The sequence below is a fragment of the Gordonia sp. NPDC062954 genome (assembly GCF_044543825.1).
GTDB classification, from domain to species: domain Bacteria; phylum Actinomycetota; class Actinomycetes; order Mycobacteriales; family Mycobacteriaceae; genus Gordonia; species Gordonia tangerina.
The window spans coordinates 33,451-58,909 of record NZ_JBITWL010000031.1; the positions used below are offsets into that span (position 1 = coordinate 33,451).

At 63.9% G+C, this 25,459-nt stretch carries 26 protein-coding genes and 1 pseudogene; 10 read left to right on the top strand and 17 right to left on the bottom strand.

Going from position 1 to position 25,459, the window contains the following annotated elements:
- Nucleotides 1-10: 10 nt before the first annotated feature.
- Both ACIGKQ_RS22375 and ACIGKQ_RS22380 read left to right on the top strand, forming a co-directional pair.
- Nucleotides 11-1,384 (top strand): 3' terminal RNA ribose 2'-O-methyltransferase Hen1, encoded by a 1,374-nt coding sequence (locus ACIGKQ_RS22375; RefSeq protein WP_396575010.1) that lies wholly within the window; start codon nt 11-13, stop codon nt 1,382-1,384.
- Nucleotides 1,381-3,945 carry a polynucleotide kinase-phosphatase gene (locus ACIGKQ_RS22380; RefSeq protein ID WP_396574983.1) on the top strand — a complete coding sequence of 855 codons (2,565 nt, stop codon included), beginning with the start codon at nt 1,381-1,383 and terminating at the stop codon, nt 3,943-3,945. The genes ACIGKQ_RS22375 and ACIGKQ_RS22380 overlap by 4 nt, the downstream gene beginning before the upstream one ends.
- 4 nt (nt 3,946-3,949) lie before the next feature.
- Here ACIGKQ_RS22380 and ACIGKQ_RS22385 read toward each other — a convergent pair whose 3' ends face one another.
- The 4 genes from ACIGKQ_RS22385 to ACIGKQ_RS22400 form a co-directional block, all read right to left on the bottom strand.
- Nucleotides 3,950-4,600, bottom strand: coding sequence for a hypothetical protein (locus ACIGKQ_RS22385; protein ID WP_396574984.1), 651 nt, complete (start codon nt 4,598-4,600; stop codon nt 3,950-3,952).
- A 33-nt stretch (nt 4,601-4,633) separates the two neighbouring features.
- Nucleotides 4,634-5,062, bottom strand: a complete 429-nt coding sequence (locus ACIGKQ_RS22390) for a hypothetical protein (RefSeq protein WP_396574985.1) — start codon at nt 5,060-5,062, stop codon at nt 4,634-4,636.
- Nucleotides 5,063-5,129: 67 nt separating this feature from the next.
- Entirely contained in the window at nt 5,130-5,585 is a 456-nt protein-coding gene (locus ACIGKQ_RS22395) for a hypothetical protein (RefSeq protein ID WP_396574986.1), read from the bottom strand.
- 88 nt (nt 5,586-5,673) lie between these two features.
- Entirely contained in the window at nt 5,674-6,351 is a 678-nt protein-coding gene (locus tag ACIGKQ_RS22400) for a hypothetical protein (protein ID WP_396574987.1), read from the bottom strand.
- Between the two features lie 197 nt (nt 6,352-6,548).
- On the opposite strand from ACIGKQ_RS22400, the gene ACIGKQ_RS22405 reads away from it, so the two are divergent.
- Both ACIGKQ_RS22405 and ACIGKQ_RS22410 read left to right on the top strand, forming a co-directional pair.
- Nucleotides 6,549-6,737 carry a hypothetical protein gene (locus ACIGKQ_RS22405; protein WP_396574988.1) on the top strand — a complete coding sequence of 63 codons (189 nt, stop codon included), beginning with the start codon at nt 6,549-6,551 and terminating at the stop codon, nt 6,735-6,737.
- A 669-nt stretch (nt 6,738-7,406) separates the two neighbouring features.
- A complete protein-coding gene (locus ACIGKQ_RS22410; RefSeq protein ID WP_396574989.1) occupies nt 7,407-8,042 on the top strand; it encodes a hypothetical protein in 636 nt (211 codons plus the stop codon).
- 596 nt (nt 8,043-8,638) lie between these two features.
- On the opposite strand, the gene ACIGKQ_RS22415 is transcribed toward ACIGKQ_RS22410, so the two are convergent.
- Nucleotides 8,639-9,277, bottom strand: a complete 639-nt coding sequence (locus ACIGKQ_RS22415; RefSeq protein ID WP_396574990.1) for a hypothetical protein — start codon at nt 9,275-9,277, stop codon at nt 8,639-8,641.
- Between the two features lie 84 nt (nt 9,278-9,361).
- Here ACIGKQ_RS22415 and ACIGKQ_RS22420 point away from each other — a divergent pair, with 84 nt between their 5' ends.
- Together ACIGKQ_RS22420 and ACIGKQ_RS22425 are read left to right on the top strand one after the other, a co-directional pair.
- Nucleotides 9,362-10,009: a hypothetical protein gene (locus ACIGKQ_RS22420; protein WP_396574991.1), complete on the top strand. Its 648-nt coding sequence runs from the start codon at nt 9,362-9,364 to the stop codon at nt 10,007-10,009.
- 204 nt (nt 10,010-10,213) lie between these two features.
- Complete coding sequence (locus tag ACIGKQ_RS22425) at nt 10,214-10,564, top strand: hypothetical protein (protein WP_396574992.1); 351 nt, start codon at nt 10,214-10,216, stop codon at nt 10,562-10,564.
- A gap of 831 nt (nt 10,565-11,395) precedes the next feature.
- Here the strand turns inward: ACIGKQ_RS22425 and ACIGKQ_RS22430 are convergent.
- The 11 genes and pseudogenes from ACIGKQ_RS22430 to ACIGKQ_RS22480 all read right to left on the bottom strand — a co-directional run bounded on the left by ACIGKQ_RS22430 (nt 11,396) and on the right by ACIGKQ_RS22480 (nt 20,903).
- Entirely contained in the window at nt 11,396-11,569 is a 174-nt protein-coding gene (locus ACIGKQ_RS22430) for a hypothetical protein (protein ID WP_396574993.1), read from the bottom strand.
- Nucleotides 11,570-12,508: 939 nt separating this feature from the next.
- Complete coding sequence (locus ACIGKQ_RS22435; protein WP_396574994.1) at nt 12,509-12,808, bottom strand: hypothetical protein; 300 nt, start codon at nt 12,806-12,808, stop codon at nt 12,509-12,511.
- Entirely contained in the window at nt 12,805-13,365 is a 561-nt protein-coding gene (locus tag ACIGKQ_RS22440) for a DUF6461 domain-containing protein (RefSeq protein WP_396574995.1), read from the bottom strand. Before ACIGKQ_RS22440 ends, ACIGKQ_RS22435 begins: the two co-directional genes overlap by 4 nt.
- Nucleotides 13,366-13,781: 416 nt before the next feature.
- Nucleotides 13,782-14,546: an IS21-like element helper ATPase IstB gene (gene istB / locus ACIGKQ_RS22445; protein WP_396574996.1), complete on the bottom strand. Its 765-nt coding sequence runs from the start codon at nt 14,544-14,546 to the stop codon at nt 13,782-13,784.
- A 66-nt stretch (nt 14,547-14,612) separates the two neighbouring features.
- Nucleotides 14,613-16,153 (bottom strand): annotated as a pseudogene (gene istA / locus ACIGKQ_RS22450) (IS21 family transposase).
- 559 nt (nt 16,154-16,712) lie between these two features.
- Complete coding sequence (locus ACIGKQ_RS22455; RefSeq protein WP_396574997.1) at nt 16,713-17,207, bottom strand: hypothetical protein; 495 nt, start codon at nt 17,205-17,207, stop codon at nt 16,713-16,715.
- Nucleotides 17,208-17,274: 67 nt separating this feature from the next.
- Nucleotides 17,275-17,559: a PLDc N-terminal domain-containing protein gene (locus tag ACIGKQ_RS22460; protein ID WP_396574998.1), complete on the bottom strand. Its 285-nt coding sequence runs from the start codon at nt 17,557-17,559 to the stop codon at nt 17,275-17,277.
- A 36-nt stretch (nt 17,560-17,595) separates the two neighbouring features.
- Complete coding sequence (locus tag ACIGKQ_RS22465) at nt 17,596-18,165, bottom strand: DUF2716 domain-containing protein (protein ID WP_396574999.1); 570 nt, start codon at nt 18,163-18,165, stop codon at nt 17,596-17,598.
- Nucleotides 18,166-18,228: 63 nt separating this feature from the next.
- Nucleotides 18,229-19,506: a hypothetical protein gene (locus ACIGKQ_RS22470; RefSeq protein WP_396575000.1), complete on the bottom strand. Its 1,278-nt coding sequence runs from the start codon at nt 19,504-19,506 to the stop codon at nt 18,229-18,231.
- Nucleotides 19,507-19,647: 141 nt separating this feature from the next.
- Nucleotides 19,648-20,265, bottom strand: coding sequence for a hypothetical protein (locus ACIGKQ_RS22475; protein WP_396575001.1), 618 nt, complete (start codon nt 20,263-20,265; stop codon nt 19,648-19,650).
- A gap of 2 nt (nt 20,266-20,267) precedes the next feature.
- Complete coding sequence (locus ACIGKQ_RS22480) at nt 20,268-20,903, bottom strand: cold-shock protein (protein ID WP_396575002.1); 636 nt, start codon at nt 20,901-20,903, stop codon at nt 20,268-20,270.
- A 95-nt stretch (nt 20,904-20,998) separates the two neighbouring features.
- On the opposite strand from ACIGKQ_RS22480, the gene ACIGKQ_RS22485 reads away from it, so the two are divergent.
- Entirely contained in the window at nt 20,999-21,832 is an 834-nt protein-coding gene (locus ACIGKQ_RS22485) for a hypothetical protein (RefSeq protein WP_396575003.1), read from the top strand.
- Between the two features lie 232 nt (nt 21,833-22,064).
- Here ACIGKQ_RS22485 and ACIGKQ_RS22490 read toward each other — a convergent pair whose 3' ends face one another.
- The gene (locus ACIGKQ_RS22490; protein ID WP_396575004.1) at nt 22,065-23,000 is read right to left on the bottom strand and encodes a sulfite exporter TauE/SafE family protein; all 936 of its coding nucleotides are present in this window, start codon (nt 22,998-23,000) and stop codon (nt 22,065-22,067) included.
- A gap of 310 nt (nt 23,001-23,310) precedes the next feature.
- Here ACIGKQ_RS22490 and ACIGKQ_RS22495 point away from each other — a divergent pair, with 310 nt between their 5' ends.
- Genes ACIGKQ_RS22495 through ACIGKQ_RS22505 form a run of 3 tightly spaced genes read left to right on the top strand, consistent with a single transcriptional unit; the run spans nt 23,311 to nt 25,368 of the window.
- Nucleotides 23,311-24,435 (top strand): hypothetical protein, encoded by a 1,125-nt coding sequence (locus ACIGKQ_RS22495; protein ID WP_396575005.1) that lies wholly within the window; start codon nt 23,311-23,313, stop codon nt 24,433-24,435.
- Nucleotides 24,432-25,004, top strand: a complete 573-nt coding sequence (locus ACIGKQ_RS22500) for a DUF3558 family protein (protein WP_396575006.1) — start codon at nt 24,432-24,434, stop codon at nt 25,002-25,004. Before ACIGKQ_RS22495 ends, ACIGKQ_RS22500 begins: the two co-directional genes overlap by 4 nt.
- A 7-nt stretch (nt 25,005-25,011) precedes the next feature.
- Nucleotides 25,012-25,368: a hypothetical protein gene (locus tag ACIGKQ_RS22505; protein WP_396575007.1), complete on the top strand. Its 357-nt coding sequence runs from the start codon at nt 25,012-25,014 to the stop codon at nt 25,366-25,368.
- The last annotated feature ends 91 nt before the right edge of the window (nt 25,369-25,459 follow it).

Genomic DNA, 25,459 nt, shown 5'->3' on the forward strand with positions numbered 1-25,459 from the left:
AGTGGTGTTGATGTCCATCGAGGTTGCCGGAACTGCGCAGGTCCCGGCCACCGATGTCGGGTTCCTGCTGTACAAACACCCCGATCGCGTGCAGCAGTTCGCGACGTCGCAGGGTGGCGCAACGGTGTTCTTTCCGGTCGCGTCACCCGAGTTGTGCCGGGTGGTGCTGCATGTCGATGGAGTCGGCGCCAAGGTAGATCGGGCCGAGGGGATGGGACGCTATGTGAATGTGGTGCCATTCGCCGCGTCGTCGCGTCTGGTGGTGGCGCTGGGCAAGGTGTTCGGCGACGCGCTCGCGGGTCGCTGCGCCACCCGGCCGGAACTGGTGGAACATCGCTGGCCGATGACGCTGACCGTGCCGTCGGTCCCCACCGGCGGCCGTAGCAGCCCAGCGGAATTGTTCGAGCCGCTCGGCTGGACTGTTCAGACCTCGGCCCAACCCTTGGAGCCGCCGCAGTGGGGCGATTCCGGATTTGTGACGATCTCGCTGTCCGGTGCGCACACCGTCCGAGATGCGTTGCGACACCTATCGATATGCCTGCCGGTTCTGGCAGGTGCCAAGCACTACTTCGTCGATGACGCCGAGGTCGACAAGCTGCAGCGCCTCGGCGACGGCTGGCTGAACACCCACCCACGGCGCGACGACATCGCAGCCGGCTACGTCAAGCATGTTCGTTCGTTGACCGATGAGGCGGTGATGCGTCTGGCCGGGGATGCCGCAGCTGCGCAGCCTGCCGACTACGCGAACGCGATGCCCGAGCGTCGCGTGTCACTGGCGCGGCACCGACGGGAATGGGTGGTCGACACCCTCGCTCGTGCCGGTGCCAGATCGGTTCTCGACGCCGGCTGCGGGGAAGGCCGATTCCTGGCCGAACTTGTCACGGCACTGCCCGGTGCGCAGATCGCGGGCGTCGATGTCGCACCGGTGATGGTGGACCGCGCTCGTGAGCGACTGCAGCGATGGCGTGGGACTTCGGTGTGGCAATCGTCGCTGATGTACACCGACCCGCGCTGCCGCGGATTCGACGCCGTTGTGCTGATGGAGGTGATCGAACACATCGAGCTCGATCGGCTGCCGATCGCGATGTCGTCGGTCCTCGACGAGATGGCACCCCGAACGGTCGTGATCACCACTCCCAACCACGACCACAATGAGGCGTACGGGTTGGCCGGGCAGTGGCGTCACCCCGACCACCGGTTCGAGTTCACGCGCGCCGACTTCGCGCAGTGGTGCGCCGCGGTGGCCAAGGAGTACCGCTATCGCGTAACGATCGACGGGATTGGCGAGTCGGTCGAAGGGCTCGGCGCGCCCACACAGTGTGCGGTCTTCACTCGCGACGACTCCTCGCCTCAACTCAATTGGAGTGAAGGAGGCCGCCGATGACCGACATCGAGGTCCCGGATCTGTGCCTGGTGGTGCTGATCGGCGTATCCGGCGCGGGCAAAACAACATTCGCGCGCAACCATTTCCGCGACACAGAGGTGCTCTCGTCGGATACCTTCCGCGGCATGGTCGCCGACGACCCGGCTGACCAGTCGGCCACCGGCGATGCCTTCGCTGCCTTGTTCGACGTGGCCGGACGGCGTCTGCGGCGAGGACTGCTGACGGTGGTCGATGCGACATCGGTCCGCGCCGAGGACCGTCGTGCACTCGTCGAGCTGGCCAAAGAGCACGACGTATTCGCCGTCGCGATCGTGCTGGACGTGCCGGTCACCGAACTGGTGCGGCGTGTTGCCGGCCGCGCCGACGTCGACGAAGGGGTCGTGCGCCGGCAACACACACTGCTCAAACAGGCACGCAACCTGCGTAAGGAGGGCTTCCGCTTCGTCCACACGCTGACGGGAGTCGATGACATCGACGCTGCGGCGCTCGTTCGGACCCGAGTGTTCAACGACCGCACCGACGACCACGGTCCCTTCGACATCATCGGTGACGTCCACGGCTGCTGCGACGAGCTGTACGATCTGCTCGTCGATCTCGGCTGGTCGCCGCGCCGCGACGAGGACGGCACCGTGTATGGCATGGACGATCACCCGGACGGTCGGCGGGTGGCGTTCGTCGGGGACCTGGTCGATCGCGGCCCCGACACCGCCGGAGTGCTGCGCCTGGTGATGGCGATGGTCGAAGCAGGCCAAGCGATCTGCGTGCGCGGCAATCACGAGGAGAAGCTGCTGCGGGCACTGCGACAGCGACGCGGATCGGGCCGGTCCCGGGACTCCGTCAGCTTGTCCAACGGTCTGGCTGAATCGCTCGCGCAACTGGACCAGCAGCCGGCGGAGTTCATCGACGAGGTGATCGTCTTCCTGGATTCGCTGGTCTCGCACTATGTGTTCGACGACGGGCAACTCGTGGTGGCCCATGCCGGGTTGGCCGAGCGCTATCACGGCCGAACATCGGGGCGAGTCCGATCGTTGGCGATGTACGGCGAGACCACCGGGGACACCGACCGCTGGGGCTTCCCAGTACGGGTCGACTGGGCCCGCGACTACCGCGGTCGCGCCCGCGTGGTCTACGGCCACACGCCGGTGGCGGCGGCCGGCTGGGTCAACAACACGTTGTGCCTCGACACCGGCTGCGTATTCGGCGGACGGCTCACCGCGCTGCGGTATCCGGAGATGGATCTGGTCGATGTAGCTGCCCGTCAAACGTATTGGGCTCCCGAGCGACCGATGGGCTACGGCGAGTCCGACGCCGATGCGCGGGTGCGCGCGGCAGTGCGCCTCGACGACGTCGCAGGCAAGCGGCGCATCCTCACCCGCTATGGGCCGTCGGTGCTCGTCACCGAAGAACACTCGGCCACGGCGCTGGAAGTGATGTCGCGGTTCGCCATCGACCCGCGCTGGCTGCGGTACCTGCCGCCCACCATGAGCCCGGTCGGCAGCACCGACCCGGCGTTGCTGGAGGACCCGCAGGCCGCGTTCGACTTCTACACCGAACGCGGCGTGACCGAGGTGGTGTGCGAAGAGAAGCACATGGGCTCGCGAGCCGTACTCGTGGTGACGCGCGACGACGACGCGGCGCGACGCGCGTTCGGCGTCACCGACGGCACAGGTGCGCTGTACACGCGCACCGGCCGATCGTTCTTCGACGCGTCGACGACGGCCGCCACGCTGAAACGAGCCAAGGAGGCATCTCGGACGCTGTTCGACCAACTCGACTGTGACTGGCTGATTCTGGATGCCGAGTCGCTGCCATGGAACATCAAGGGTGAGGGCCTGATCTGTGACGAGTTCGCCTCTGTCTCGGCAGCAGCCGTGCCGGAGTTGGCGCAGCTGTCGGCGGAGTTGGACCGCGCGGCCGAACGCGACCTGGACGTCGATGCGCTGCGTAGTGGTGCTGCGCAGCAACGCAACGACATCGACGAATTCACCGACGCCTACCGCCGGCATGTCCAGGTGGGCGCCACGATCGACGACGTGCGGATCGCGCCGTTCGAGATCCTGGCCTGCGGTAACTCCGATCAGTCGATGACGCTCGAAACCCGTTCACACCAGTGGCATCTGGAGCGGGTGAATCGGCTCGCCGAGGCTGACGAGTCGTTGTTTGTTCCCGCCGCGCACCTCGTCGTGAACACCACCGACGAGATGTCGCGTTCCGAGGGGGCGGACTGGTGGCGTGACATCGTGGCACGCGGGGGAGAGGGCATGGTGGTGAAGCCGTCCGACAACCTCGTCCGCGACAACAAGGGTCGGATAGTGGCGCCCGGACTCAAGGTGCGCGGACCCGAGTACCTTCGCATCATCTACGGTCCGGGCTACAAGCACGATCTCAGGCGCTTGCGCTCGCGCGACCTGACCCACAAACGGTCGCTGGCACTCCGCGAGTACCAGCTGGGCCGTGAAGCCCTGGCGCGTCACACCGATCGAGACCCGCTGTGGCGCATCCACGAATGTGTGTTCGGTGTGTTGGCGTTGGAATCCGAACCGACCGACACTCGGCTGTGACGTGTCAGCTGTCGGTGGCCCGGCGCAGACCGACCGCGCGGCCTGCCGCGAACGTCGCGGACAAGACGATGAGGACGATGGCGATCACGACGATCCATGTCGAGGTGACCGTCGCAAAGCCCAGCGCCCACGCACCGGCAACGCCGCAGATCGTCGCCAGCAGTGCCCCGACGGGTAGCACCACAGCCACAGCCTGAACAGTCTGGCTCGTCGCGGGATCATCGACGGCCCGCAGGGCCAGGAATACCGCGGCAATCGCGAGCCCATACGCCACAGCGCCACTGATCGCGTACGGCACCAGCGGCGACAGCCAGTCAGACAGGTCGACCATCAATGCGACCGCGCGCAATACGGGTGCTACGCCCACCGCGGACCCGAGCAGTCCGGCCACCACGGTCAGTCCGATCCGCCGCTGCGGTTCCACACGCGCACCGGCCGCATACAGCACCCCAGCGGTCACGACCCCTGCTGCCGCACCAGCCGCGGCGACGGCGAGGTAGCGCATCGGTTCCGACAGGGCGACCCTGCCGCCGCCGAACGACGAAATCGCCATGTACGATCCGTCGCCCGGAGTCATTATTCCCTGAAACAAGGCTGCCGCCAGCAGCGCGATCACACTTCCCGCGAACATCAACGTCACGCAGAGTCGACCCATGTGTGCATACTGCCGTACGCCCGGCCGCGTGAGTCAGCGTGGTGGGCGGGCGTGTTGCGTCGGTGTTGCCACGGCCGTATGGCACAGCGCAATGACAAGCGCGACGATGGTCATGGGTACGCAGGCCAGCAGCACCCAGAAGCCACTCCAGTGGCCGAGCCCGAATCCGGACAGGACCGCCAGCACGGCGACCGCCAACCACGACACGCTGCACCGCATGATCGCAGCTGCCAGCGCTGGTGGGGCTGCCAGTAGCGCGCCCACTTGCACCAAGGGCCAGATTCCCAGCACCGAGTACATGGGGTCATCACAGGTGGCGCCGGTGGGCATGTTCGGCAGGTACAGCTCGCCCGATTTGGAACACGACATCGATATTGATCCCACCGGCCCGAAGGCGGCCCATACAGCGAGGCTGACACCGAGCAGCGCCAAGACGGTCCACGCCGCGCGTACCTTCGCCATAGGCGCACCCTATGCGACCTGCCAACGCATGCCGCTCACCGAGCCGCATGTAGCCGCCGCGATGTCCTCACATCTGGTACGCGCTGATGTATAGCGCGCGTGGCGCATGCTTCGGGTCCCACACCGCAACGAGAAGGTCGGCGCCGGGAACCGTGACTTTGGAGCGGACCAGTGTCGGCGCCCAGACGGGGCCGTGGTCGGCTGGGCCTCGCACCTGGTCGGGCGATCGGACCGGCCGAGGCGGCGGAAAGTGTGATGCGCGAAGTAGTTCGGTTACCCGATCCGGCGACGACGTAGTGACGACGATGTAGGCGCTCGGATCCATGAACGAGCTCTGCACTTCGCCATAGTCGATGTGGTCCTGGGACGTCAGCTTCGCGCCGAAACCTTCGACGAAGTCGCGAGCGTCGTCGGCCGACTCGTGCGTGCGGACCTGCGTCATGCCGTTGTCGATCCATGCCAACGCCATCTTGCCGAGGACCGAGACACCTGCAACCGCGACCACCACGACCAACACACTCACCGCGACAATCCGCCAGCGATAGGCGTGACTCGCAGAGTCGCGGTCAGGTGGTTGCGAATTCATGTATCGATCTCGGATGTTGCCCGCGCTACCACTGATAGTCGCCGATTACGAAGGACCGGTCCTCACCCTCTACTGACATGTCCATGCCCATCTTTCGCTTCCAGGCGTCCGGAACATGGATGGCAATGATCTCTACCTCTCGTTTCGCTCCGCGGTTGGGTCCGACGACGTTGACCTGGGTCCAGCGAGTGGGCAACGAGAAGTGGGCATCAATGAACAACTCTGCCGTCGCTGACGATTCGCTGCGATCAAAGTGCACAAGAAGGCCGTGCTGGGTGGACTCGGCGCCCGTCATTCGCCAGTCGTCTCCGGGCCGCCCCCATATCGCGAACCTGGTTGGTCTCATCAGCTTGATGAGGAGCGGCCAGTGGTTAAACTCAGAAGGCGGTTTCGGGGGGATCAATTGCCCATTGTCGTCGACCAGCTCTTGTCCCGTTTCCCTGGAATAGCGCCTACGGTCGCGAGACTTGACGTCACGCTCCGACCAAGTACCGAGCTCGTGGTCTACGACGAAATCCACAAGATTCGTACGTTTCGGCGGACCCGCGAGGTCCTCCTTCCCCCAGGACCTGTATTCGGCGGTTCCGGACACTCGTGAACACGACTCGGCGTTGAGGAGAAGGCTCACGGCGGCCAACGTGTCTTCCAAGGTGATAGCGATGGCGGTGGCCCTCTCACTTCCGCTGGTGAACGAAGCGGTCATGACTTTCGTACCAGTACCGTTATCAGGAACTTGAAACTATAGCAGGTTCCGGTTTCACTTCGGTATGTGCAGCAACCGTTTACGCCGGGATAGGCTTCCGAAATGAGTTGCACCAGGACTGATCGAGACAGTGGGTTCGCCGATGAACTCGAAACCCAGGACCTGTGCTTCCCCGGCCGACTTTCGATGCACCGCGCATGAGCAAATCTGAGCGGCAGGCTTTCTCGGCGTGGTTTGTCCTGACCGCAATCCTGCCGGTCGCAGTCGCCGCCGCAAGTGAGTCTTTCTGGACGGTATTCCTCAAATCGCTGTCGGCATGCGTTGTCTGTGGCGCGGCAGCGTTCGCCCTGGTACACCTCCTGCACCGCGACAGGTACGAGAAGTAGAGAGACCCGCCCATTTCGCGAAGGACCACACGCAATACGGCGATGGCGGTGCCGCTCCGGTCTGGGGTAGTCCGGGCAGCAGAGATGACGACGGCGATGCTATGTGCCGTCTATGAACGATCGCCGTCCTGTGCGATTCTCCATCCGCGCCGTAGCTCATTGTCGAGTCGTCCACCAGTGTTGTTCTCGACGCCAAGTTGTTGCCCTGCGCATCGTTCCGAGGGACTGGGGCAGTGTGTCAAAATGTTCGGCGAACCGGCCCTTTCTGGGAATTTTCGAGGACCGCTCTCTGCCGGTTCAATTCACGTTCGTCGCGGGTCCACGGAGCGGGTTCTTGAGTGGTCGTGTCCCAGAGTATCTGGACTCTTTCGGCAGCATCAACGATATCGCTTGCGTCGAACTCTACTTGGCGATCGGCGAGGTCGAAGTACGGCCAAGCAGCTATGACGTGAAACGGACCAGGCGGCGGTAAATGTTCAAGGAACAGCGCGAACCGCACGCTGTGGACTACCACCTCCACTGAGCTAGTGGGTGCACTGGGCGATTGTCGCACCGTTGCAATTGACCGGGAGCGACCTCGCGATCAGAGCAGTTCCCTGTACTCTGTGGACGCACGGGATAGCCATGAACTCGTTGTCGTAGATGGGGGTCCACCGCATCCGATTAGACATGACGGCCAAAATTCGCCGATTTCGGAACCTGAACGGTTCCGGCCGTGAATCGAGTACGGGGCGGACGGGGTGGCGTATCCGTCCGCCCGGTTTGGTCGCTGCAATACTCGCGTTGACCGCGTCGCTCGTTCTGCTCTGTGTGCGTTACAACTGGTGGCCCCTCGGCACCAACATGACTAACGAGCACAAGTTTGTACTCCTGGTTGTTTCAGGATTTTTTCTTCTCGTTGCCGGGATGATATGGCTGACGCGGACAGCGTTGTGTCTATGGACGACGCGCGCATGGTCATGGTGGATCACCTTTGCTCCCGTTGTGGTGATCGCTGCCGTGATACTGGCCTTCGTTCCAGGCCCGTCGCGATTCTTCGATAATCGCGCCACATTTGATCGGCTAGCGCAGCAGATAGAGGACAATCCGGGTTCATCACTTGGGCCGGTTCGGATCGGAAACCTGGATATTCGCTCGGCCCTTCAAAGATCAGATGAAGCCATCTATTTCTACAATGCCGACTCTACAACCCGGGTGGCCGGTTGGCTCTACTCTCCACAGAACGTGCCAGACTACTACAGTTTCTTCGTACTTTCTGACCTGGGCGGGGGCTGGTACCGATTCGTCGGCGACGCTACTCGTTAGGCGGGTAGTCGCAGTGCCGAGTATGAGGCTCCGTCCGACCGCGGTTAAGACTCCTCGCGCACGATACCGCCCCGACTACCGCGGGCGACAGCGCCGCGCAGGCTATCGAACATCTCGTTTCCAGCTGTTAGGTGATCATGATCCGCCTCTGGGTTCTCTTGGCCGATGAGCCGCCGATGACCGAGGTAGATCCTGGTCGGACGGTGTCGTTGACGTGTCGGCGGGCACCGTTGACTGGGTCGGTGATTCCAGACGAGTTCGGTACACGGCTTCCGTCCGTTGCTGTCGTTACCAGCCAACGAGCTACCCGCATGCACCGGAAAGTCGGTGGGATCGCTGATCCGTTCGGTGAGTGCGTCGATGGCCGCCGACAGCTCCGCCCACCTGGCCTCAATCGTCTCGGTGTCGGCCATGGGCGGTACCTGCCCAGGATGCGGGTCTTCGTTCATACATCGACAAGGATCAGCATGATCGGTTCAGCTCGACCGGGGTCTATGGGTCGGGGTGCGAGGTGACCGGCCGATCTGACTGATCCGCCTGCCTGGATCATATTTCCCTAACTCCTTTCGCTGATTCCCGGTCGAATGCTCGTCTCGTCACGAGCGGATCATGCGGCGGATCGATTCGAGGATGATCCTGACGATCGCCGCGCAGAACGCTCCTACCAGGGGGAAGTACACAAGCTCCGGCGACATGTCCAAATATGGTGGTGCGCCACGTACTGCAGAGAGACTCCCGATATCCGTGTCGGTCGGAACGAATGACGGGTCTTTGACCGGTTGAATCAGCAGAGCGGGCTGCACCTGGCGGGCATAGAGCGCGACGACGAGTCCCATGCCGGCTCCGATGAGCAGGGCACTCACCACCTGAACGGCGGTGGTGCGCCACCCCGACACCGGGGCCGGTACCACCAACGCCGCCAGGCCCATCACGGCGCCGATCAGCACGCCGACCAGTGGAAGAACCAGCAGCTCGGGAAACCAACGCGGACCCGCCACCGACTGCAGATAGTCGAACGTGAAAAAGTACCCACTGTCATGCCCACTGATCTCACGTGCGGAGTAGCCAAAATCGATGAACTGGCGCGGACTGGCGTACCGCCAGCCGATCACTGCGGCCAGGCCTACAACAGCTCCGGTCAGCGCTGACGCCGCAATCTGCCCTCGCGCGCGCGTGTTCGATTGAGAGATGATCGATCCCCTCGTCTGTTGTTCGCCATTACCACCAGCGTTCATGTCCGATAATGACGGTGACCGTGGCACCAGCTACACACCCACCGGTCTCACCCGCGACCTCTACCACAACAAGTGGGGCTTCTAATGGCCAATCATCCTCGCCGGACAGCCATCACTGTCGCTGTCGCGGTGACCGCCCTCGGCGTGGCCGGGTGCGGGCACACCCAGGTCAACCAAGGCATCCCGCCCACCGAATCGGCGACCGCTACCTCCACCGTGGAAGCCGACTCGGTCACCGATACCAGCGAGCTGCGTAACCTGATGGCGATCTCCACCCACGTTTTCACCGGCCGCGTGGAATCCGGAGCCGGCACCAGAGCACTCGGCCCGATCCCCGAAACCCAATACAGCGTGCTCACAGCCACCTCGCTGAAAGGCGAGGTGGCCCAAAGCGTGACGGTCAATCAGCAGGGCGGCACCCAAGACGGCGTCTACATCTCCGTCGACGGCGACCACCCACTGACCGTCGGGCAGTGGTACTTGTTCGCGACCCGCTACCTCGAGTCCGAGAAGTGGTACACCATCGTGCCCGTCGACGGCCACACACCCATCACCGAACAACAGGCCCGCGACACGTCATCGCCACCGCTGGCCGCTGCACTCGCCGCGCAGCGCGCCAATCCACACAACCAGCTCACCTCCGACGATCCGCCCAGCCCATCACTGACCTTCCCCATCCCCCAACCTGGCGATCAGAACCCACCACCACCCTCGACACCGCAACCCCGCTGACATCGTGATCACATGGATGGGTGGGAAGCCCGACGGCGGGACCAGGCGATCTGTGGCTATGGAAGAGAAAGGGCAACTCGACTACGTGAAGAACTCGGACCTACCTGAGTCGTCCGCGCGGAGCGCCGACGGTAGCCGCCGCGCAGGACAGATCCCGTTGTATGCCAAGGACGGCAACACAGTCATCGGGAGCTTCTCGGTCGGGTGAGCACAAGCGACTGGGCGACAGTCCTCGAACGACGCGCCCGGCGGATCGACGCACTGAACAAACCGCTGTCGCCGATCCGCCGGGCGAGTCTGCGCGCGGCCGACGCCCGACTGACCAAACGTCTCCTCGCTGACAGCGCCCTGTCCCGCGCCGAGGTCGGCTCGCTGCTGCGCAGCTACCACGATCGAGCCCCAGGAGTTGGGCAGGCCGACCGGGCGGGCGGTCCCGCAGTACGTGTCCAGTGGTACCGGGATCATCGTCGCCCCTACCACATCCGCGAGCATCTGATTCGTGTCCTCGGCTGGGCTGTGTCGCCGATCGACGGAGTGTGGCGCGACCGCCGCTGATCCCCAGCGGCAGATCATCACGTCGCGACTCATACGTTGACTGCCGCAGACGCAGACCCAGGTTCTCCCTCAATCCCCAGTGGCGGGCCGAGGTCAGTGCACAGGCAGGACGGCGTGGGTGGAGTGACGGCCGGGGTGTGCGTACAGTGCGCGCACCGCGATGCGCGCGCGACCGCCGTGGACCGTCGCCGGGTGGTCATTGAGACACGCGGCGGGTGCGGCGCGGCCGAGGACACCGGGCATGTGTTCGTGGCCAGCCGACCACCAGTCGTCACCGGGGGGCCTCGACGGTCCAGGCGCTGACGCGGCCTTTCCCCGCTGGTGCGGTACTTACCGATCTCGCTCACCTCGCCCAGCAACTCACGAATGGCATCGGGGTCACCGACGGCCCGCCACGTCGCGGTCGCGGTGACGGTGGCCACCGCGGGGATCAGACGTTTGCGGTAGTGCCCACGCGCACCCGACACCATGCGAGGACACCGCCGGTGCGGGGCGTTGCAGGTCGGCATGATCGGTGCGGCTCGACCGAGTCCGGGGCCGGTCTGCGAGGTGGTCGAGGTGGTGTGGGCGAAGGTGCACATCCAGTGCCACGGCTGCCCCAGCGTGCAGCGCGCCAACGGCAGCTCCAGGCCCTCCGGTGTGCCCAGCGGGGTCGTAGGTGAGCAGCTGGTCGCAGGCCGCGGTGTCGGTTTTGCGACGGTGCCAGAGCACCGAGGCGAGTACGAGTAGCCCGTCGGAGCTGATGTCCCACGGGGTGCCGAAACACGGCGTGGGGCACCTCGGCACATACCCGCAGCGGAACCATCTGCATCACAAGATGGAATCACTCATCTAGGCATTCGGCACGCTCCGGGCCGCGCCGTTCTGGCGACACTGCTCGTCGCGGTACTCTCGGCTGAGTTTTACCTCGGAGTTGAGCAGTGCGACGGTAATGCTGGTCACGTACCGGCCATCCTCGTCGTAGCAGATCCACTGGTCGTTGCGTCCCTCGACTTCACGCTGCATCCGCTTGAGCATCTCCCCGGCCGGCCGGCTTCCGACAGGAGGCCTGGATTGCTCGGTAGGCCCTGGCTGACGATTCCTTTTCTCTGGGATTTTGTCTTTCGGTGTCCCCTGGAAGGGGCCCGACGGTTCCTTGGGGGCCGTTGGCGGCGGCGGTGTATTTTTTGCGGTGTCCGGGGGCGGCCATGACGGATCGTCAGGGTCAGCTGCCGACAGTCCCACACCCACCACTGTGGCAGTGAGGGCGACTGCGGCCAATGCGCCCGCACCACCGAGCCACCTCTTGCGACGCCCACTCGATGCTTGGTCGGGCATGATTCGCCACCTCCCGTTGAGAAATACAAATTTTCTCTACCCAAAGGCAATCTTAGCTTGCCCGACGCGCCTGAAGATCAGGCTTTCACGAATCCTCGAATCGAAAGGTGCTTGCACCGTAACCCATGTACATGCGTCTGATCGTGGCTGCTTGAAGCACGCCGCAGCGCCAAGTGCAAGCCGCCAGGATTTAACGGATACAGCACAGGCAGGTATTTAACGGTTTAGGACGAAGAAGCCAACTTCCAGCCGACCGAAAATTTCCCTACCATAGACAACGGCCACTTATAAAACAAACGTACGTTGCATTTCCCTTGTATGCGATGGGCGTTGTTCATCATCCATTCCTCGACGACGGCGGCGCAAAGCCCTGGCGTTGCGCACGAAGACAAGTACCTGGAGCCGTTCCTCCGGCGAAGCGTCCCTGAGTTCGCCGGAGTGGTCGAGGAGGTGCGCTACCTCTGGTCACCGACCTGGCCGACGGGTCATGTCGCTCAGGTGACGGCGGATTCGGCCAATCCGGCACCCGGTAGCTTGTACGCGGTCGGAAAGCTCATCTCCGTGGCTGTTGAGTAGGCGGGGCCGCTGCAGCGGGTGTGGTTCACGGTCGCAGAGAATCGGGAGACCCTAATCCATCTCAGCCACGTTATTTCTCGATTCTCCTAGAGTCCGGCGGGACGGCCCGAATCGCCATGCGGCAGCACCAACGATCGGAATGATCCATACGACGCCGAGCCACATCACGCTGCGCCGAAAGCCGATGTGTCGGCTGATGACGTCGACGGTCGCAAACATCGACAGGGTGAACCAGACGGAGAACAGGACGAGCATCGCAAAGGCGATGTAGAACGGTCGATTGAAATCCGCGCTACACGCCGCGTCTCTGGCGCATTCGGACAGTCCAGCCTCGGCGAGTAGCACGTTCATGATTCAGCGGCCGTAGATCGCGTGACTGAGCCAGCGGGGTCATGCACCAGCTCAAATTCGCCCACAATGCCTACCAGCTGCACGATCGTGGCATGAATGTCCGGGTACCGTTGCGTGGCTTCCGCGAGTTCGACCCAGGGGGCGTTCGGCTCAAACGAGATCTGCTCGTGGCCGTCGCGCCACCACGTTAAGCGTGTTTGTCCGTCGATGTCTGAGAAGTGGGAAATGACTTTGTGTCCGGCGATGATGGGTGCCATGAGGTCGGGGTTGCTTCCGACGCAGCTGCTGGTCAGGAGTGTCCATCCGTCGCCCACGCCGGCGACCTCGACTGCTTCCTGCGTGGTGAAGTCGACACCCTGCCGATAGAAGTATGGCCTCTCTCCCCCGGATTTCTTGAGTCCGTTAACGGCCCCTTGGCGTTGGGCGGCATCGAGCAAGTCCAGCGCATCTGACGGGGTGATGTCGCGAATCAGTGTCGCGTAGTACCCGTTGGCGGCCCAGAACGCATACTGGTCATCGAGCCACATGTAGTCGCGGTAGGTCGTCACAGCCTCCACGCTCGCATAGTAGGGTCAGGCCGTGGTAGCTAATGTCATGCAGGTGGTGATGTGAAGAGCAAGTGGATGCCTTGGCTATTTCTCGCGTTCGCTGTGATCGTTGTCTTTGTTGCCAGCGGGGATTTGTCCACTACCCAGATCGGGACTCGTCTTGTCGCGATAGCCCTTGTCGCCGCCGTCGTTTCCGCTCTTCAGGCGCGCACCGTCTGACCTGCCGGATCGGAATCCAGCGTGCGGGTGCGTCGTCACGTCTGGATCGCGCTCATGCACAGTGTGCGTGGCGCATGCTTCGGGTCTCACATAGCAACGAGAAGGTCGGAGTGTCGACGGTCATGTAATTCCTCAGGGGTTTCCGTCAAGTAATTCCCCATGTTCGAGTGTGCTGGGATCAGCGTAGCTGAGCAGGCCGGGTGGGGTCAGGCGGTCTTCTTCGCTGGCTGGCCGGGTCGTTTGCGGGGTCGGTAGGACGGGCCGTCCATGAGGATCTGGTGGCTGGTGTTGATGAGCCGGTCCAGCAGCGATTCGGCGACGACGGGGTTGGGAAAGAGGGGGTACCAGTCTTTGGGTGCCCGGTTGCTGGTCAAGATCAGTGGCTTGCCGGCGATCGCGCGATCGGAGACCAGATCGTAGAGGTCGTCGGATCCGGTGGTGGTGTGCTCACGCATGGCAAAGTCGTCGATGATCAGCACGGCAGGGCGAGTGTATTCGCGCATGCGTTGGCCAATGGTCCGGTCAGCGTGCCCACCGGCGAGGTCGGCGAGCATGCGAGCGCATTTGACGAAACGTACGTCCGCGCCTCGTCGTGCTACATGATGGCCGAGTGCCTGTGCCACGTGGGTTTTGCCGACTCCGACCGGCCCGTAGAGGATCACCGATTCACCGGCATCGAGCCACCGCAGCGCTGCGAGGTCGCGAAGCATCGCGGCGGGCAGTTTCGGGTTGGCCGTGAAGTCGAAGTCTTCGAAGGTTGTCTGTTGTTCGAAGCGGGCTCGGCGTACGCGTCGGGCCAGGGCGGCATGCTCGCGGCGGGAGATTTCGTCTTCGCAGAGCACCTGCAAGAACTCCAGATGCCCGAGCCCGCCGTCGCGGGTTTGGGCCAAGCGGGCGTCGAGGGTGTCGAGCATGCCGCCGAGTTTCAAGGTCTTGAGTGCAGCTCGCAGGCTGGGATCATGAATGGTCATCGGGTGATTCTTTCTGTCGCGATACAGATGGAAGGTGTTGCAAGGCAATGTCGGTACGCAGAGGAACTATTGGCCGGAGGCTGTGTCGAAAGCCTCCGGGCCGCGCAGCAGAGCCGGCACTGCAACAACAGCTGGGGCCGATGTGCCCTCATCTTCGGTGCCGGCGGCCAGGATTCCTTTGATCGTGCGGTACTGCACACATCGCCGACTTGGCGGGCGCGGTGGCAGGCGGCGTTGATCCGGGCGTCGGGATAGGTCTTGCGTAGCCCGACGATGCCCTGGATCGCTCGCAGCCGGTGCAGAGCGTTGACTTGCGAGAGCTCGGCGACCACAGCGACCGCGGCCGGGCCGATCTCGTCGGCTTGGTGGCGGCACCAGGTGACGGTCTGCAATGTGTAGGCAACCTTGTGGGGCGGGTAGTGCTCGAAGTTCGGCGACCGCCCCGCCAGATGCAGAACATGGGTGGCAGCGACCTCATCGCCGTCGAAAACCTGGACGATGTCGCCGGCGGTACGGATCGTGACGCGGTGCCCGAGCAGCCGCCACGGCACCGAATACAACGCCTTGCCGGCCTTGACATGACAGTCCGGCGCGACCTTCCCCACGTGGTAGACGACATGTTCAAAAGGTTTTGGAGGCAACGGCTTCAGAGCGTCGTCCTCGACCTGAACGAACAGCTCGGCTGGCGTCATCCCGTCGATGCCGCGGTGGGCATGCTGGCCGTACACGTCGGTGCACCACACCACGGCGGCCTCTTGCATCTGCGGCAACGAGCCGAAGGTTCGGCCCCTCCAGAACGAGTCCCGGATGTAGGGCATCGGGCGTTCGATCCGCGGTTTGTCCTTCGGTTTGCGCGCGCGGGCGGGGTCGATCAGGACATCGTAGAAGGTGGCGAGCTCGGCGTAGGCCCGATTGATCTTCGGGTCGTAGAGATCAGGGCGGTCGACCCCGGTCTTGAGGTTGTCGCACACGATCCGGGCGGGAGTGCCGCCGAAGTAGTCGAATGCCGCCACATGCGACGCGCACCAGGAAGATTGATCCATCCGCAGCACCGGCTGGACGAACAACAACCGCGAGCACGCCAGGATCATGGCGAACGCCCAGACCGTCACCCGCCGGTCGGTGACCGGGTCATGCCACATGCCGAGCTTGCCGTAATCGACTTGCGCTTCCTCACCGGGCGGAACTGCACCACGCGGTACCGTGGCCTTGCCTTCGGCGACCTGTTCGGCGAATGCTGCTGTGACGTAACGCCGCACTGACGACTCCGACACTCCCACTGCGTGGTCATCACGCAACCGCTGGGCGATGGTCGCAACCGTCACCGACTGGTCCAACTGGTCCTTGATCCAGTCGTGGTGGGCTGCGATCGCCGGCCGGGTCACCGCCCGCACCGACCGATCAGCCGCCTCAGGGAACCAGCCGGCGATCAGCTCCCTCCACACCTGTTCGTCGAACCGCTCGTCGCTGTTAGGGGTCATGCCGGCTGCGATCGCCGGCGCCAGATATTTGCGGATCGTCTTGCGGTCGATCCCCAACGCCGCCGCGATCTGCACCTGAGACCGGCCGCCATGCCAATGCCGGAACAACTCCATCAAATCGGTCATCGTCCACGTTCTCCTTGCCACCACGGGCCCCTTCCAGGGCCGGTAGGAGACCCTGCAAGAAGCGAACCTGTAGCCGCACCCGAACCCCGGCCGACACACCCCAGGGTGGGGAATTACGTGACGGCCAGGTGGGGAATTACGTGACGGACAACCCCATCAACCTGAGGAATTACGTGACCGCTGACAGTCGGAGCCGGGAACCGTGACTTTGGAGCGGACGAGTGTCGGTGTCCACACTGGGCTGTGGTCGGCCGGGCTTCGCACCTGGTCGGGCGATCGGACCGACCGAGGCGGCGGAAAGTGTGATGCGCGAAGTATTTCGGTCACTCGATCCGGCGAAGGCGTGGTGACGACGATGTAGGCGCTCGGATCCATGAACGAGCTCTGCACTTCGCCATAGTCGATGTGGTCCTGGGACGTCAGCTCCACGCCGAAACCTTCGACGAAGTCGCGAGCGTCGTCGGCCGATTCGTGTGTGCGGACTTCGAACATGCTGTTGGCGACCCACTTCAGTGTCGCCTTGGAGGTCGAGCTGGTGGACCGGAGGCGACCTCCTAAGTCAGACTGAGAGGTCGCCGATCACTGTGTACTGGTCGGCACGACCGTCGCTCCAGGTGCCTACCCCTTCGACGAGAACTGCCCCCATGAAGCCTCCGGCGCGCCCGCGAGGCCACACGATTCCTGCCCGGGCGATCTGGTCTTGCACAAGGTCTGCGCAGCTCACGGCGACGGTTTCCTCGTCGGCATCAGCAAGGACACCCTGGCCGGAATGCGCCAATCCGTGGGCCGTGCCTCCTACGGGGGTGACATCGCTCGACAACCAGATGTAGTCGTCCTCGTCGACGTCACGAAATTGTCTGTGCTCGGCCTCAAATCGAATGTGGGCGATGGCGCCGTTGAAGTGCCGAACCCTGAGGTCACGGCCGATACGCTCGAGTGCGCCCATCCACGCCACAGGCAAGACACTCGACGTCACCACGATGCCGGCATTGGGGGTCCACGTGCCGGACAGCAGCGTTTCGTAGCGGAACAAGTAGTCGTGGTAGCGGCCCATCGGAGCAGCCTAGACAATCCCCGGCCCATGAACACAGACGATTCGGCAAGAGCCTCGAGAATCTCGCTCAAGTCATTTCGCGATGGTAATGCGGCGCGGCGCGACGACTCAAATGCCACACGACCACACCCACGATCGGAATGACCCACACGACGCCAAGCCACATCACGCTACGCCGAAAGCCGATGTGTCGGCTGATGACGTCGACTGTCGCAAACATCGACAGCGTGAACCACACTGGAAGCAGGATGAGCAACGCAATGCCGATGGGGAACGGTCCGCTGAAATCCGCGCTACACGCTGCGTCTCTGGCGCATTCGGATAGTCCAGCCTCGGCGAGTAGCACGTTCATGATTCAGCGGCCATGGATCGCGTGACCGCCGGAGCGTCACAGTGCGTCATCATGTGTCTCCTCCGAAACCGCGTTCCCGTTCACGCGCTTCCTCGGCAGCCATGTCGCCAGTGTCCGTCCCAGCGTGTGGACCAAGTCGTTGCCGAACACACACAGCGTCTTCTCCCACGGGTGCCCGAACGTTCCGGTGCTGAAATCCGGACGGGCGAAGATGTAGTAGTCGCCGTTCGGGTACACCGTCGCCGGCCACTCGGTGTCGAACGTGTCGGCATGCTCTCTGGCATTGAGGCGATACCCATCACTCTGCCACTCGAGCACTATCCATTCGGGATCGTCGAACAGGCTGACGAAACAACGCTGCGCTTCGGCGTTGATCGCGTCGAACTGCGCGCTCCACACACCGGGCGTGTTCTCCGGGACAGACAGATCGAAGGTCACCGACGGAGTCGGCTCGACCACGGCAGGCCAGCCTTCCGGTTGAAGGCTCGGCCGGAATGATCTGAATCGTTCGACGAACAACTCCCAGGCCCGATCGTTCTCCGCTCGTGGCAGATGGCTCCACCCCGGTGGCAACGGGTTCCCGTGGTCGAGGGTGTAACGCATCATCAGACCATTCTCGCAAAGTTGGGCAACACAATTCCGTACCTCGCACGAGGCATCACATGTCGGTCATGCGTACAACACCCCGTCGACGGCAAGCGACGCGGACGGATAGGCATGGGTGCCTGCTTGTTCGAGTAGTGCGGTGAGTATCCAGTCGAACGGCTCTTGTCGTTTGCGCCCGAGCGCGTCGTAGATACCGACCCGGGAGCGGATGAAGAGTCCCGGATAAGCGATGTGCCGGTAGGTGAGTTCGACGACTCCGTCGGGCCAGTCTCCGACCAACTCCGCACGTACATCAGACACCTGGTCGGCGAACCGTGTTCCGTCGAAGAAGGTCACGCACCACTGCGCATACGAGTCGTGGTCGACGGGCTTCGGTCGGAGCGGCCAACGGTGTGCAGAAATGTCGATGTCGTCGATCGCTGACACCGTTGAGACCGACTGCGCATCCGCATCCCACACCTCGAGCCGGGTTCGCCCACCTGAACGAGTGGACCCTCGGGTCAACAACCAAGCGCGGTGGTGCTCTGCGGTGCCGAGCATGACCCGCCGATCGCTAATATCATTCGCCCACAACAGCTCGGGGCCAGTTCCCGTGTCTGCGTATGCGCGTACGATCGTGTGCTTGTCGCCGCGGGCTCGGCGGCCCCAGTGCCACCGCACGCCATGTCCGACAGCCCGCTTGCGCAAGTGCGCCTCGTTATAGGTCTCGTCGGCATAGTCCTGGGCGTAGCTCGTGTCCTTGGACCAGGTGGTCGCGATGTGCTCTGGGCGCATCAGAGCATTTGGGTGCGGGGTGTCCAGTCGCACCGACAACCCCGAATTCGCCCACACCACCCGATAGCGATCACCACCGGAGGGCGGTGGTGTGTCGCCGTAGTCGACGAGCACGCGTGCCCATGGCTCGTGGTGTACGGACACGAACAATGTGCCTTCTTCGGCCTGGGTGTGCCAAACGATGCCGTCGACGGGGATAGTCGTCATCGTGCCGTTCCGGTCAACATGCAGCAGCGTCGATTTCGGTTCTTGCTGTGGTGGGCGGTCCGGCATTCTGGAAATGTCGCGTGGGCTTGGGTTCCGGGTTCGCAGCCAGGCGCCGTCGACACCGCAGCAGATGAGTTCTGCGCCGTGGGTGTAGGTCGCGAACTTCAGTCCGTCTGGGCCGATGCGTCCCAAGGGTTCTTCGGGCGCGTACTGAATCCAGAACCCCTGCTCGTCTACTTCGATCTGACGACGAGAGCGTGGCCGCAGATCCGAGGCCATCTCCGGCCACGACACCAGCCGGACGAACTCCCGGGGAGCGGGATCGAAGAGCGCGGCGACGGGCTGGATGGCATCAAGCACCCAAACATAGCCGGCACTGAAGAACATTTTGGAGGGGCGAAACGTCGTCCGCCCAGAACACGCGGCGCTCATGCGCCTTTCGGTCGAGTCACCACATCACGGTAGCAGTGCTGTCAACGCGTTACGCGTCTGCAGCAACGCTCACGCATACCACGGCGGCTCTCGAGGGAATTCGTCCTCCACGACATCGATGCGCAAATCATCAAGTAGATCAGCGATTCCCGCCGACGATGCCCCGATGCTGGCGAAGTGCGGATCGACGTCGCGGACCATGCACCAGGCCCGGTCGGCCGGCCACACGAAGGCCGGCATGGGGAGCCGTGGTCCGAGTCCTTCGCCGTCGTCGTCGTCCCATCCGATGAGATCGGTGTCCCCGCGGTACAGGTAGTAGGAGCGGACAACAGAGCCGCGGTCGTCCGCGAGGTCGATCTTGGCGGCTCCCAGCCCGGTGCTCAGCGCGGCGACCTTGGGCCAGCCCTCCCAGATCAGGTAGAAGCAGTCGTCAGGAGTGGTTGTGTGACGCGCGAGGACCTGTGCCGCGGCACCCATCTGCCAGATTTCCGACGGATCGGGACCGCCGCGATCGGGAACGGTGACGTCACTTTCGCGTTGGCCGAGGAACTCGGGGTCGGGGACGAAACGCAGACGCGCATACCGCTCGTAGCCGAGCGGAGCGAGGGTGGCCAGATCGGCCCAGTCCTCATCCTGACTGAAAAGCCAGTCGGCTGGGGATCGTTCACGGTATGCATTTACGGTCATCGTCACTCCTTTGCTACTGACCCGTCCTCACTCGGCTTGGTACGTACGTTGAACGCCTCAAAGTCGTATCCCTCCGCCCCGCGGTTCTCGTAGTCGAATTCGACGGCTTCGCCCGGCGTCAGGGTTCGGAAACCGCTGCCGACGACCTCAGAGAAGTGCACCCAGGCGCCGCCGGGCGTGGCGTCGGAACTGAGCACGCCCCAGCCCTCCTCGCTGTGCCAGGTGTGCACGGTGCCCGTGGTTGTCGGCAGGGTCGGCGGCTCGGTTCGGGGTACGTCGAAGTCATCGATCACGGACTCACGCATGGTCGCCAAACCGTCCGGTCCGGGATCGCCGACGCTGCGCCACAGCCGCGTCATGAACGGTCCTGACGGTCGACGCTTTGGCGTCGTTCCGGCCGGCCACACCGCACCCGCGACATAGTCGCAGCCGTTGTCCGGTGGGGCGGTGGCCGACCACTCGAACTCCACGGCGGTGCCGGGGCGCAAGCCCATCAGCCCGGGGTCAGACGGGTCGGCGACGGCCTCCACCAGCAACGACCACGAATCCGCGGACGTCCCGCCCGGCGTATCCGCCGAAACGATGACACCCCAACCCAACTCCTGATGCCAGGTCTCGACGGTTCCTGTTGACGACATCAGTCCAGCGTAGGGCGCGAAGTGCGATCGGAGAATTGAATATTCATCGAGGCCGGTTCACGTGGGAACTCACACCACCGATCTACCCTGACCTGATGGGGACACCGTCGTGGATCGAGTTGGCCGGCCGCAACGCTGCCGCAGAAGCGATATGCCTCAGCGGAACACTGACCGTCACAGAGAAGAACGAGGCCTCACGTGTCGACTTCCAGCACGCTCCCGGCGGCAGGTGGCGCGTGGAACACGAGGGCCAACCGGTGTACATTGCGTCCGGCGCCACCGCGGTGGTGCGGGTCGATGGCCGGATGCGCCGACTCGGCGGTGACATCCGCCTGCCGATGCTCGGTGCCCGGTTCAGCCCGCTCGATCTCCTCGGCCGCGAATCTTTGCTCCACAAGATGAGCACGTCGATGGCCGTGGACGGCGACGCCGAACAGCGCGCCATCGACGGACGTGCCGCCTGGTCGATCCGGCTGCGGGCCCCGAAGCGCGATCCGATCGAGATGACCTTCGACGACGCCACGGGCGTACTGATCCGGTTGGCGACACCCGACGGAACGGTGGCCCTCACCGTCGACGGACTGAGCGCGCCCGAGACGCTGCCCGACTCGCTGTTCGAATGGGACGGGCCGGTGCACGATGAGCGTCCGGCCCGAAGGAACCGTCGCAGCGACGAAGACGACGAGACCGAGCGCATCGAGGCACTGCGGGCGGTGGTCGCCGCGCACTCCCATCCGCGCCAGGTGATGGCAGTCATCGCCGACGCCGACAGCGAACGCGAGGCACGCGCGTCGCTGGTCGACCTCCTCGGGGTGACCGAATCCGGCGCGGACCACATCCTCGCGGCGCCGATCGGCATATTCCGCAGCGATCACGCGGCCGCCAACCGGCGAACACTCGAAATCATGGAAGGCAGACGCCGGCAGTGACGCAACGGACGCCGATCGGGCGTGAAAAGCGCGAGACATAAGAGGGCCCCACCGGACCAGTCGGGGGTCGGTCCGGTGGGGCGCCCAGGAGGCTTTCGTCCGGTCCCGGTCGGGAGAGAAGGGGCCGGTTGCGAAAGCCTGAACCTCAACGATAGTTGATTATCGATTCGCCCATGCAAGAGACGCCGAGACTCGGGAAAAACAATGCTGTGACCAGCTGGAATGGGCGAGCTCAGTCAGACGAATTCTGGCTGCGGACCGCGACCCGACGATCCTGCCAGTTCGTCGCCTTGAGTCCGTAGCGGGTGCGCACCAGCATCCACCCGACAGTCCCCGCGACCAGCGCGACACCCAACCCGACCAGCGTGAACAGATTGCTGACACCCAGCATCTTCAGTCCCGCGGTCAGCAGCACCAACGCCAGGGCGCGGCGGACGAGACCGGCCGATGCCCGCGACGACAGGCGGGCCCCGAAATAGGCGCCGGGGATGCTGCCGACCAGCAGTGGCAGCACCACACTCCAGTCGACGTCGCCGAACAGTAGATGCCCGGCGGCGGCCGCGATGACCAGGGGGACAGCTTGGGCGAGGTCGGTACCCACCAGCCAGTTGGCCGACAGCAGCGGGTACATGGTCATCAGCGCGATGATCACCAGGGAGCCCGAGCCTACCGAGGTCAGGCCCACCACCAGCCCGCCGATCACTCCGACCAGCACGGTGGGCACTACTCGTACGGCGATGTCTCTGCCGGACGGGCCGGCGGCCGCCGCGTGGCCGGTCATGTTCTGTCGCAGGGTGAGGTAGGCGCGGCCGACGAGCCCGGCCGCCGCGATCAGCAGGACGACGCCGAGCGCGGTCTTCACGAATTCGCTGACCCCGGCCAGCGGGCCCACCCAGGCGATCACCAGCGCTCCGCAGAACGCGGCCGGCACCGACCCGACCACCAGCCAGAGCACGATCTTCCAGTGGATGGTGCCGTTGCGCATGTGCACCACGGTTCCGACGGGTTTGGTGGCGGCGCTGACAACGAGGTCGCTCGAGACAGCGGTCAGCGGGGGAACGTTGAACAACAGCACCAGCGTCGGGGTCATCAGTGCGCCGCCGCCCATACCGGTCAAGCCGATGACGATGCCGATCCCGAAGGCGGCAATGGCCATCTCGTAGTTCATCCGGGTGGTACCTCACTGTCCGATCCGTCGGACCGAGGATAGGCCAGTGCCCGGGACGTTTCGTGAGCGGCTCGCGACGCCGATGCCGTCGAGCCGAGTCAACCGACCCACTTGATACGGTCGAATCCGACCTGCACGGGGGTGCGGGGTGACGATCGGGGGGTCGGGACGGTTGGGGGAAGTACTGAAGGCTGATCCGGAGTGGATCAGCGGGTTGGGGAATCATGTCCTGGGTTTGAACAGGAACGTTCTGCGGACGGTCAACATGGTCAGTGGCCATGCAGGGTCGACAGGTGAGTTCAAAGGGTTGATGGGCAACCTCAAATCGCCCATCGACGGCCTCCTGGACGCAACGGTCTCACGACAGAAATCGTTGAGTCCGGCGTTGCACGGGACGGCAGTGAACCTCAAACAGGCAGCTTGGGACTACGCGAGCACGGACCGAGAGGCTGCCCTCGGGATCGCCCACACTCGCGAACAGGAATACAACACCAATCCGTTCATCCCGCCGGCCGAGGTCGTGCTCGGGACGGCTCCCGATCCGGTGGTTCGTGTTCCGGTCGTCGACGACGTTCCCGGAGCCGTCGTACTCACGGCGCCGCGCGAGATCGACGTCGAGCCACCGCCGACCGAGAGTGTGGATTGGAACGCACTCATCGAAGAGTCCGCGGGTTGGCTGGCAGACGCGGATTCGGCCATCGCGACCTTGACCCAGGGCTGGAGTCCCATCCAACAAGCGCTCGAACCGGTCGCCGGCAACTGGATGGAGCTGAAGCGGATCGGCAAGACCTACGGCAAGTCGGGGACTGCGTTCGACACCATCGCCGGAGACCTCACGAGTGGTCACGCCGAAATCGATGCGCATTGGAATGGCAGCGCTGCAGTTGCCTACACCGGCTACAGCATCAACATGGTGAAAGGCCTCAACTGGGAAGGTTCCGTTGGACGACTGTTGGAGCGTGGGTTGTCGCTCGCCGCGGACCAGCTGGAGGAAACTGCCAAGGCCATCATTGAACTGGTCAAGAAGGGGCTCGGCCGGATCGTCAAGGTCGACAGCTTCACCGGAGCGTTGAAGATGGCGGCGAGGTTCGTACCGGGAGCGGGAACTGCCACGGCCGTTGCCGAGGTGTCGCGCATGCTGTACGAGGTCGCCACAGCGGCCGACGCCATGATCGAGCAGCTGATGGCGGGTATCGACGCCGTGAAAACCTTCATCGCATTCTGCAACGATCCTGTGGGCTTTGCCCACGGAACCGCCGAAGACATGGTCAAGGACGAACTTAAGCCCTTCACCGATTTCATCGACGACACCGCGGACGCCAAGCAACTCGTCACTGACGTCGGCACTGCGACCGAAGTCCGTCGTGTAACCGCCACACCCTCCACTGCCTACGATCCCGGAAGTGGAGACGAACTCTGGGAGGACCAACCGTGAAACCTCGTGGGAAACCGCTGCCGACGGCAATCGTCGCGGCTTCGATCATGCTCTTCTTGGGTGGATGTGGTGACAACTCGTCTGATGACACGGTGGAATCCACTACCGCCTCTGGCGAGACATCGAGCTGGGCGGATGCACCCGTCGACAATCCCACAGACGTCACCGCAGAACAGTTGTGCGACGTGTTGAGTCCCGAGGACCTCGCGCCACTGACCGAAGGCGAGATCACCGAACCGCCGACGCCGACCACCGAACGCGGTCTGCCGGGCTGCGAATGGCCGGTACGCGAAGGGTACGGATCACTCGAGATGTCGGTGAGCAAGCCGTTCGACGTCAACATCGTCCTCGACACCACCGTCTCCGGCGAATACCCAATCGGAGACGGGACCATGTACCGGCACACTCAGGAAGACATTTCCTTGTGCCGTGCGTCGGTCCAGACTCCCGACACTCCGGACGGCTACCTGCTGGCCGTAGCGGTCGCCGGATCGTCCGATGACCCGATGAACCCTTGCGAGGCCGCCATCCCGCAGACCGAGAAAGTCCTCGAGGCGTTGGGGTGGTGACATCCTCATGACCAACCCCGCCGGATTCGATGAGGCACTGAGCACACTGCAGGGCGCGATGGATGATCTCGCCACCGCGACGATCCGCGCCCGCAACATCGAGTTCCCCGACGTCGAGTTCACCTCTCCTGAGTCAGAACCCGAAGTCGATCCCGGCCGCACGGGTGATGAGCTCGCTGACCTGCGCCGCTGGGCGGCCGACGAGGACGCCCGCAACGCCGAGTTCCGGCGGCGGGTTGATGAGGCCCTCGAGGCTGAAATCGAAGGTCGCGGCGGCTGGGTCACCGATGAACGGCGCGCGGAGATTATCGAGGACGTGCGCGCCGACATGCTGGCGCAGTTGCGTCGTTTCGGCGGTGCCTAGGAGGCTGCTGAAGAAGTGGTCTGTGTGCGGCTGGCCGTCGGTAATGCTGGGTCTGTTGATCACGGGCGAGTGTTGCTCGGGCGCTTGCCCC

Coding starts and splice junctions, on each gene's coding strand:
- ACIGKQ_RS22380 (WP_396574983.1), top strand. CDS start 1,381: ATGACCGACATCGAGGTCCCGGATCTGTGCCTGGTGGTGCTGATCGGC.
- ACIGKQ_RS22430 (WP_396574993.1), bottom strand. CDS start 11,569: ATGCAGCGTGAAGTCGAGGGACGCAACGACCAGTGGATCTGCTACGAC.
- ACIGKQ_RS22460 (WP_396574998.1), bottom strand. CDS start 17,559: ATGAACGTGCTACTCGCCGAGGCTGGACTATCCGAATGCGCCAGAGAC.
- ACIGKQ_RS22475 (WP_396575001.1), bottom strand. CDS start 20,265: ATGACCGTAAATGCATACCGTGAACGATCCCCAGCCGACTGGCTTTTC.
- ACIGKQ_RS22495 (WP_396575005.1), top strand. CDS start 23,311: ATGGGCAACCTCAAATCGCCCATCGACGGCCTCCTGGACGCAACGGTC.
- ACIGKQ_RS22480 (WP_396575002.1), bottom strand. CDS start 20,903: ATGTCGTCAACAGGAACCGTCGAGACCTGGCATCAGGAGTTGGGTTGG.
- ACIGKQ_RS22410 (WP_396574989.1), top strand. CDS start 7,407: ATGACGGCCAAAATTCGCCGATTTCGGAACCTGAACGGTTCCGGCCGT.
- ACIGKQ_RS22390 (WP_396574985.1), bottom strand. CDS start 5,062: ATGGCGAAGGTACGCGCGGCGTGGACCGTCTTGGCGCTGCTCGGTGTC.
- ACIGKQ_RS22455 (WP_396574997.1), bottom strand. CDS start 17,207: ATGGGCCGCTACCACGACTACTTGTTCCGCTACGAAACGCTGCTGTCC.
- ACIGKQ_RS22400 (WP_396574987.1), bottom strand. CDS start 6,351: ATGACCGCTTCGTTCACCAGCGGAAGTGAGAGGGCCACCGCCATCGCT.
- ACIGKQ_RS22420 (WP_396574991.1), top strand. CDS start 9,362: ATGGCCAATCATCCTCGCCGGACAGCCATCACTGTCGCTGTCGCGGTG.
- ACIGKQ_RS22505 (WP_396575007.1), top strand. CDS start 25,012: ATGACCAACCCCGCCGGATTCGATGAGGCACTGAGCACACTGCAGGGC.
- ACIGKQ_RS22415 (WP_396574990.1), bottom strand. CDS start 9,277: ATGAACGCTGGTGGTAATGGCGAACAACAGACGAGGGGATCGATCATC.
- ACIGKQ_RS22490 (WP_396575004.1), bottom strand. CDS start 23,000: ATGAACTACGAGATGGCCATTGCCGCCTTCGGGATCGGCATCGTCATC.
- ACIGKQ_RS22485 (WP_396575003.1), top strand. CDS start 20,999: ATGGGGACACCGTCGTGGATCGAGTTGGCCGGCCGCAACGCTGCCGCA.
- istB (WP_396574996.1), bottom strand. CDS start 14,546: ATGACCATTCATGATCCCAGCCTGCGAGCTGCACTCAAGACCTTGAAA.
- ACIGKQ_RS22375 (WP_396575010.1), top strand. CDS start 11: ATGTCCATCGAGGTTGCCGGAACTGCGCAGGTCCCGGCCACCGATGTC.
- ACIGKQ_RS22405 (WP_396574988.1), top strand. CDS start 6,549: ATGAGCAAATCTGAGCGGCAGGCTTTCTCGGCGTGGTTTGTCCTGACC.
- ACIGKQ_RS22435 (WP_396574994.1), bottom strand. CDS start 12,808: ATGAACGTGCTACTCGCCGAGGCTGGACTGTCCGAATGCGCCAGAGAC.
- ACIGKQ_RS22465 (WP_396574999.1), bottom strand. CDS start 18,165: ATGATGCGTTACACCCTCGACCACGGGAACCCGTTGCCACCGGGGTGG.
- ACIGKQ_RS22385 (WP_396574984.1), bottom strand. CDS start 4,600: ATGGGTCGACTCTGCGTGACGTTGATGTTCGCGGGAAGTGTGATCGCG.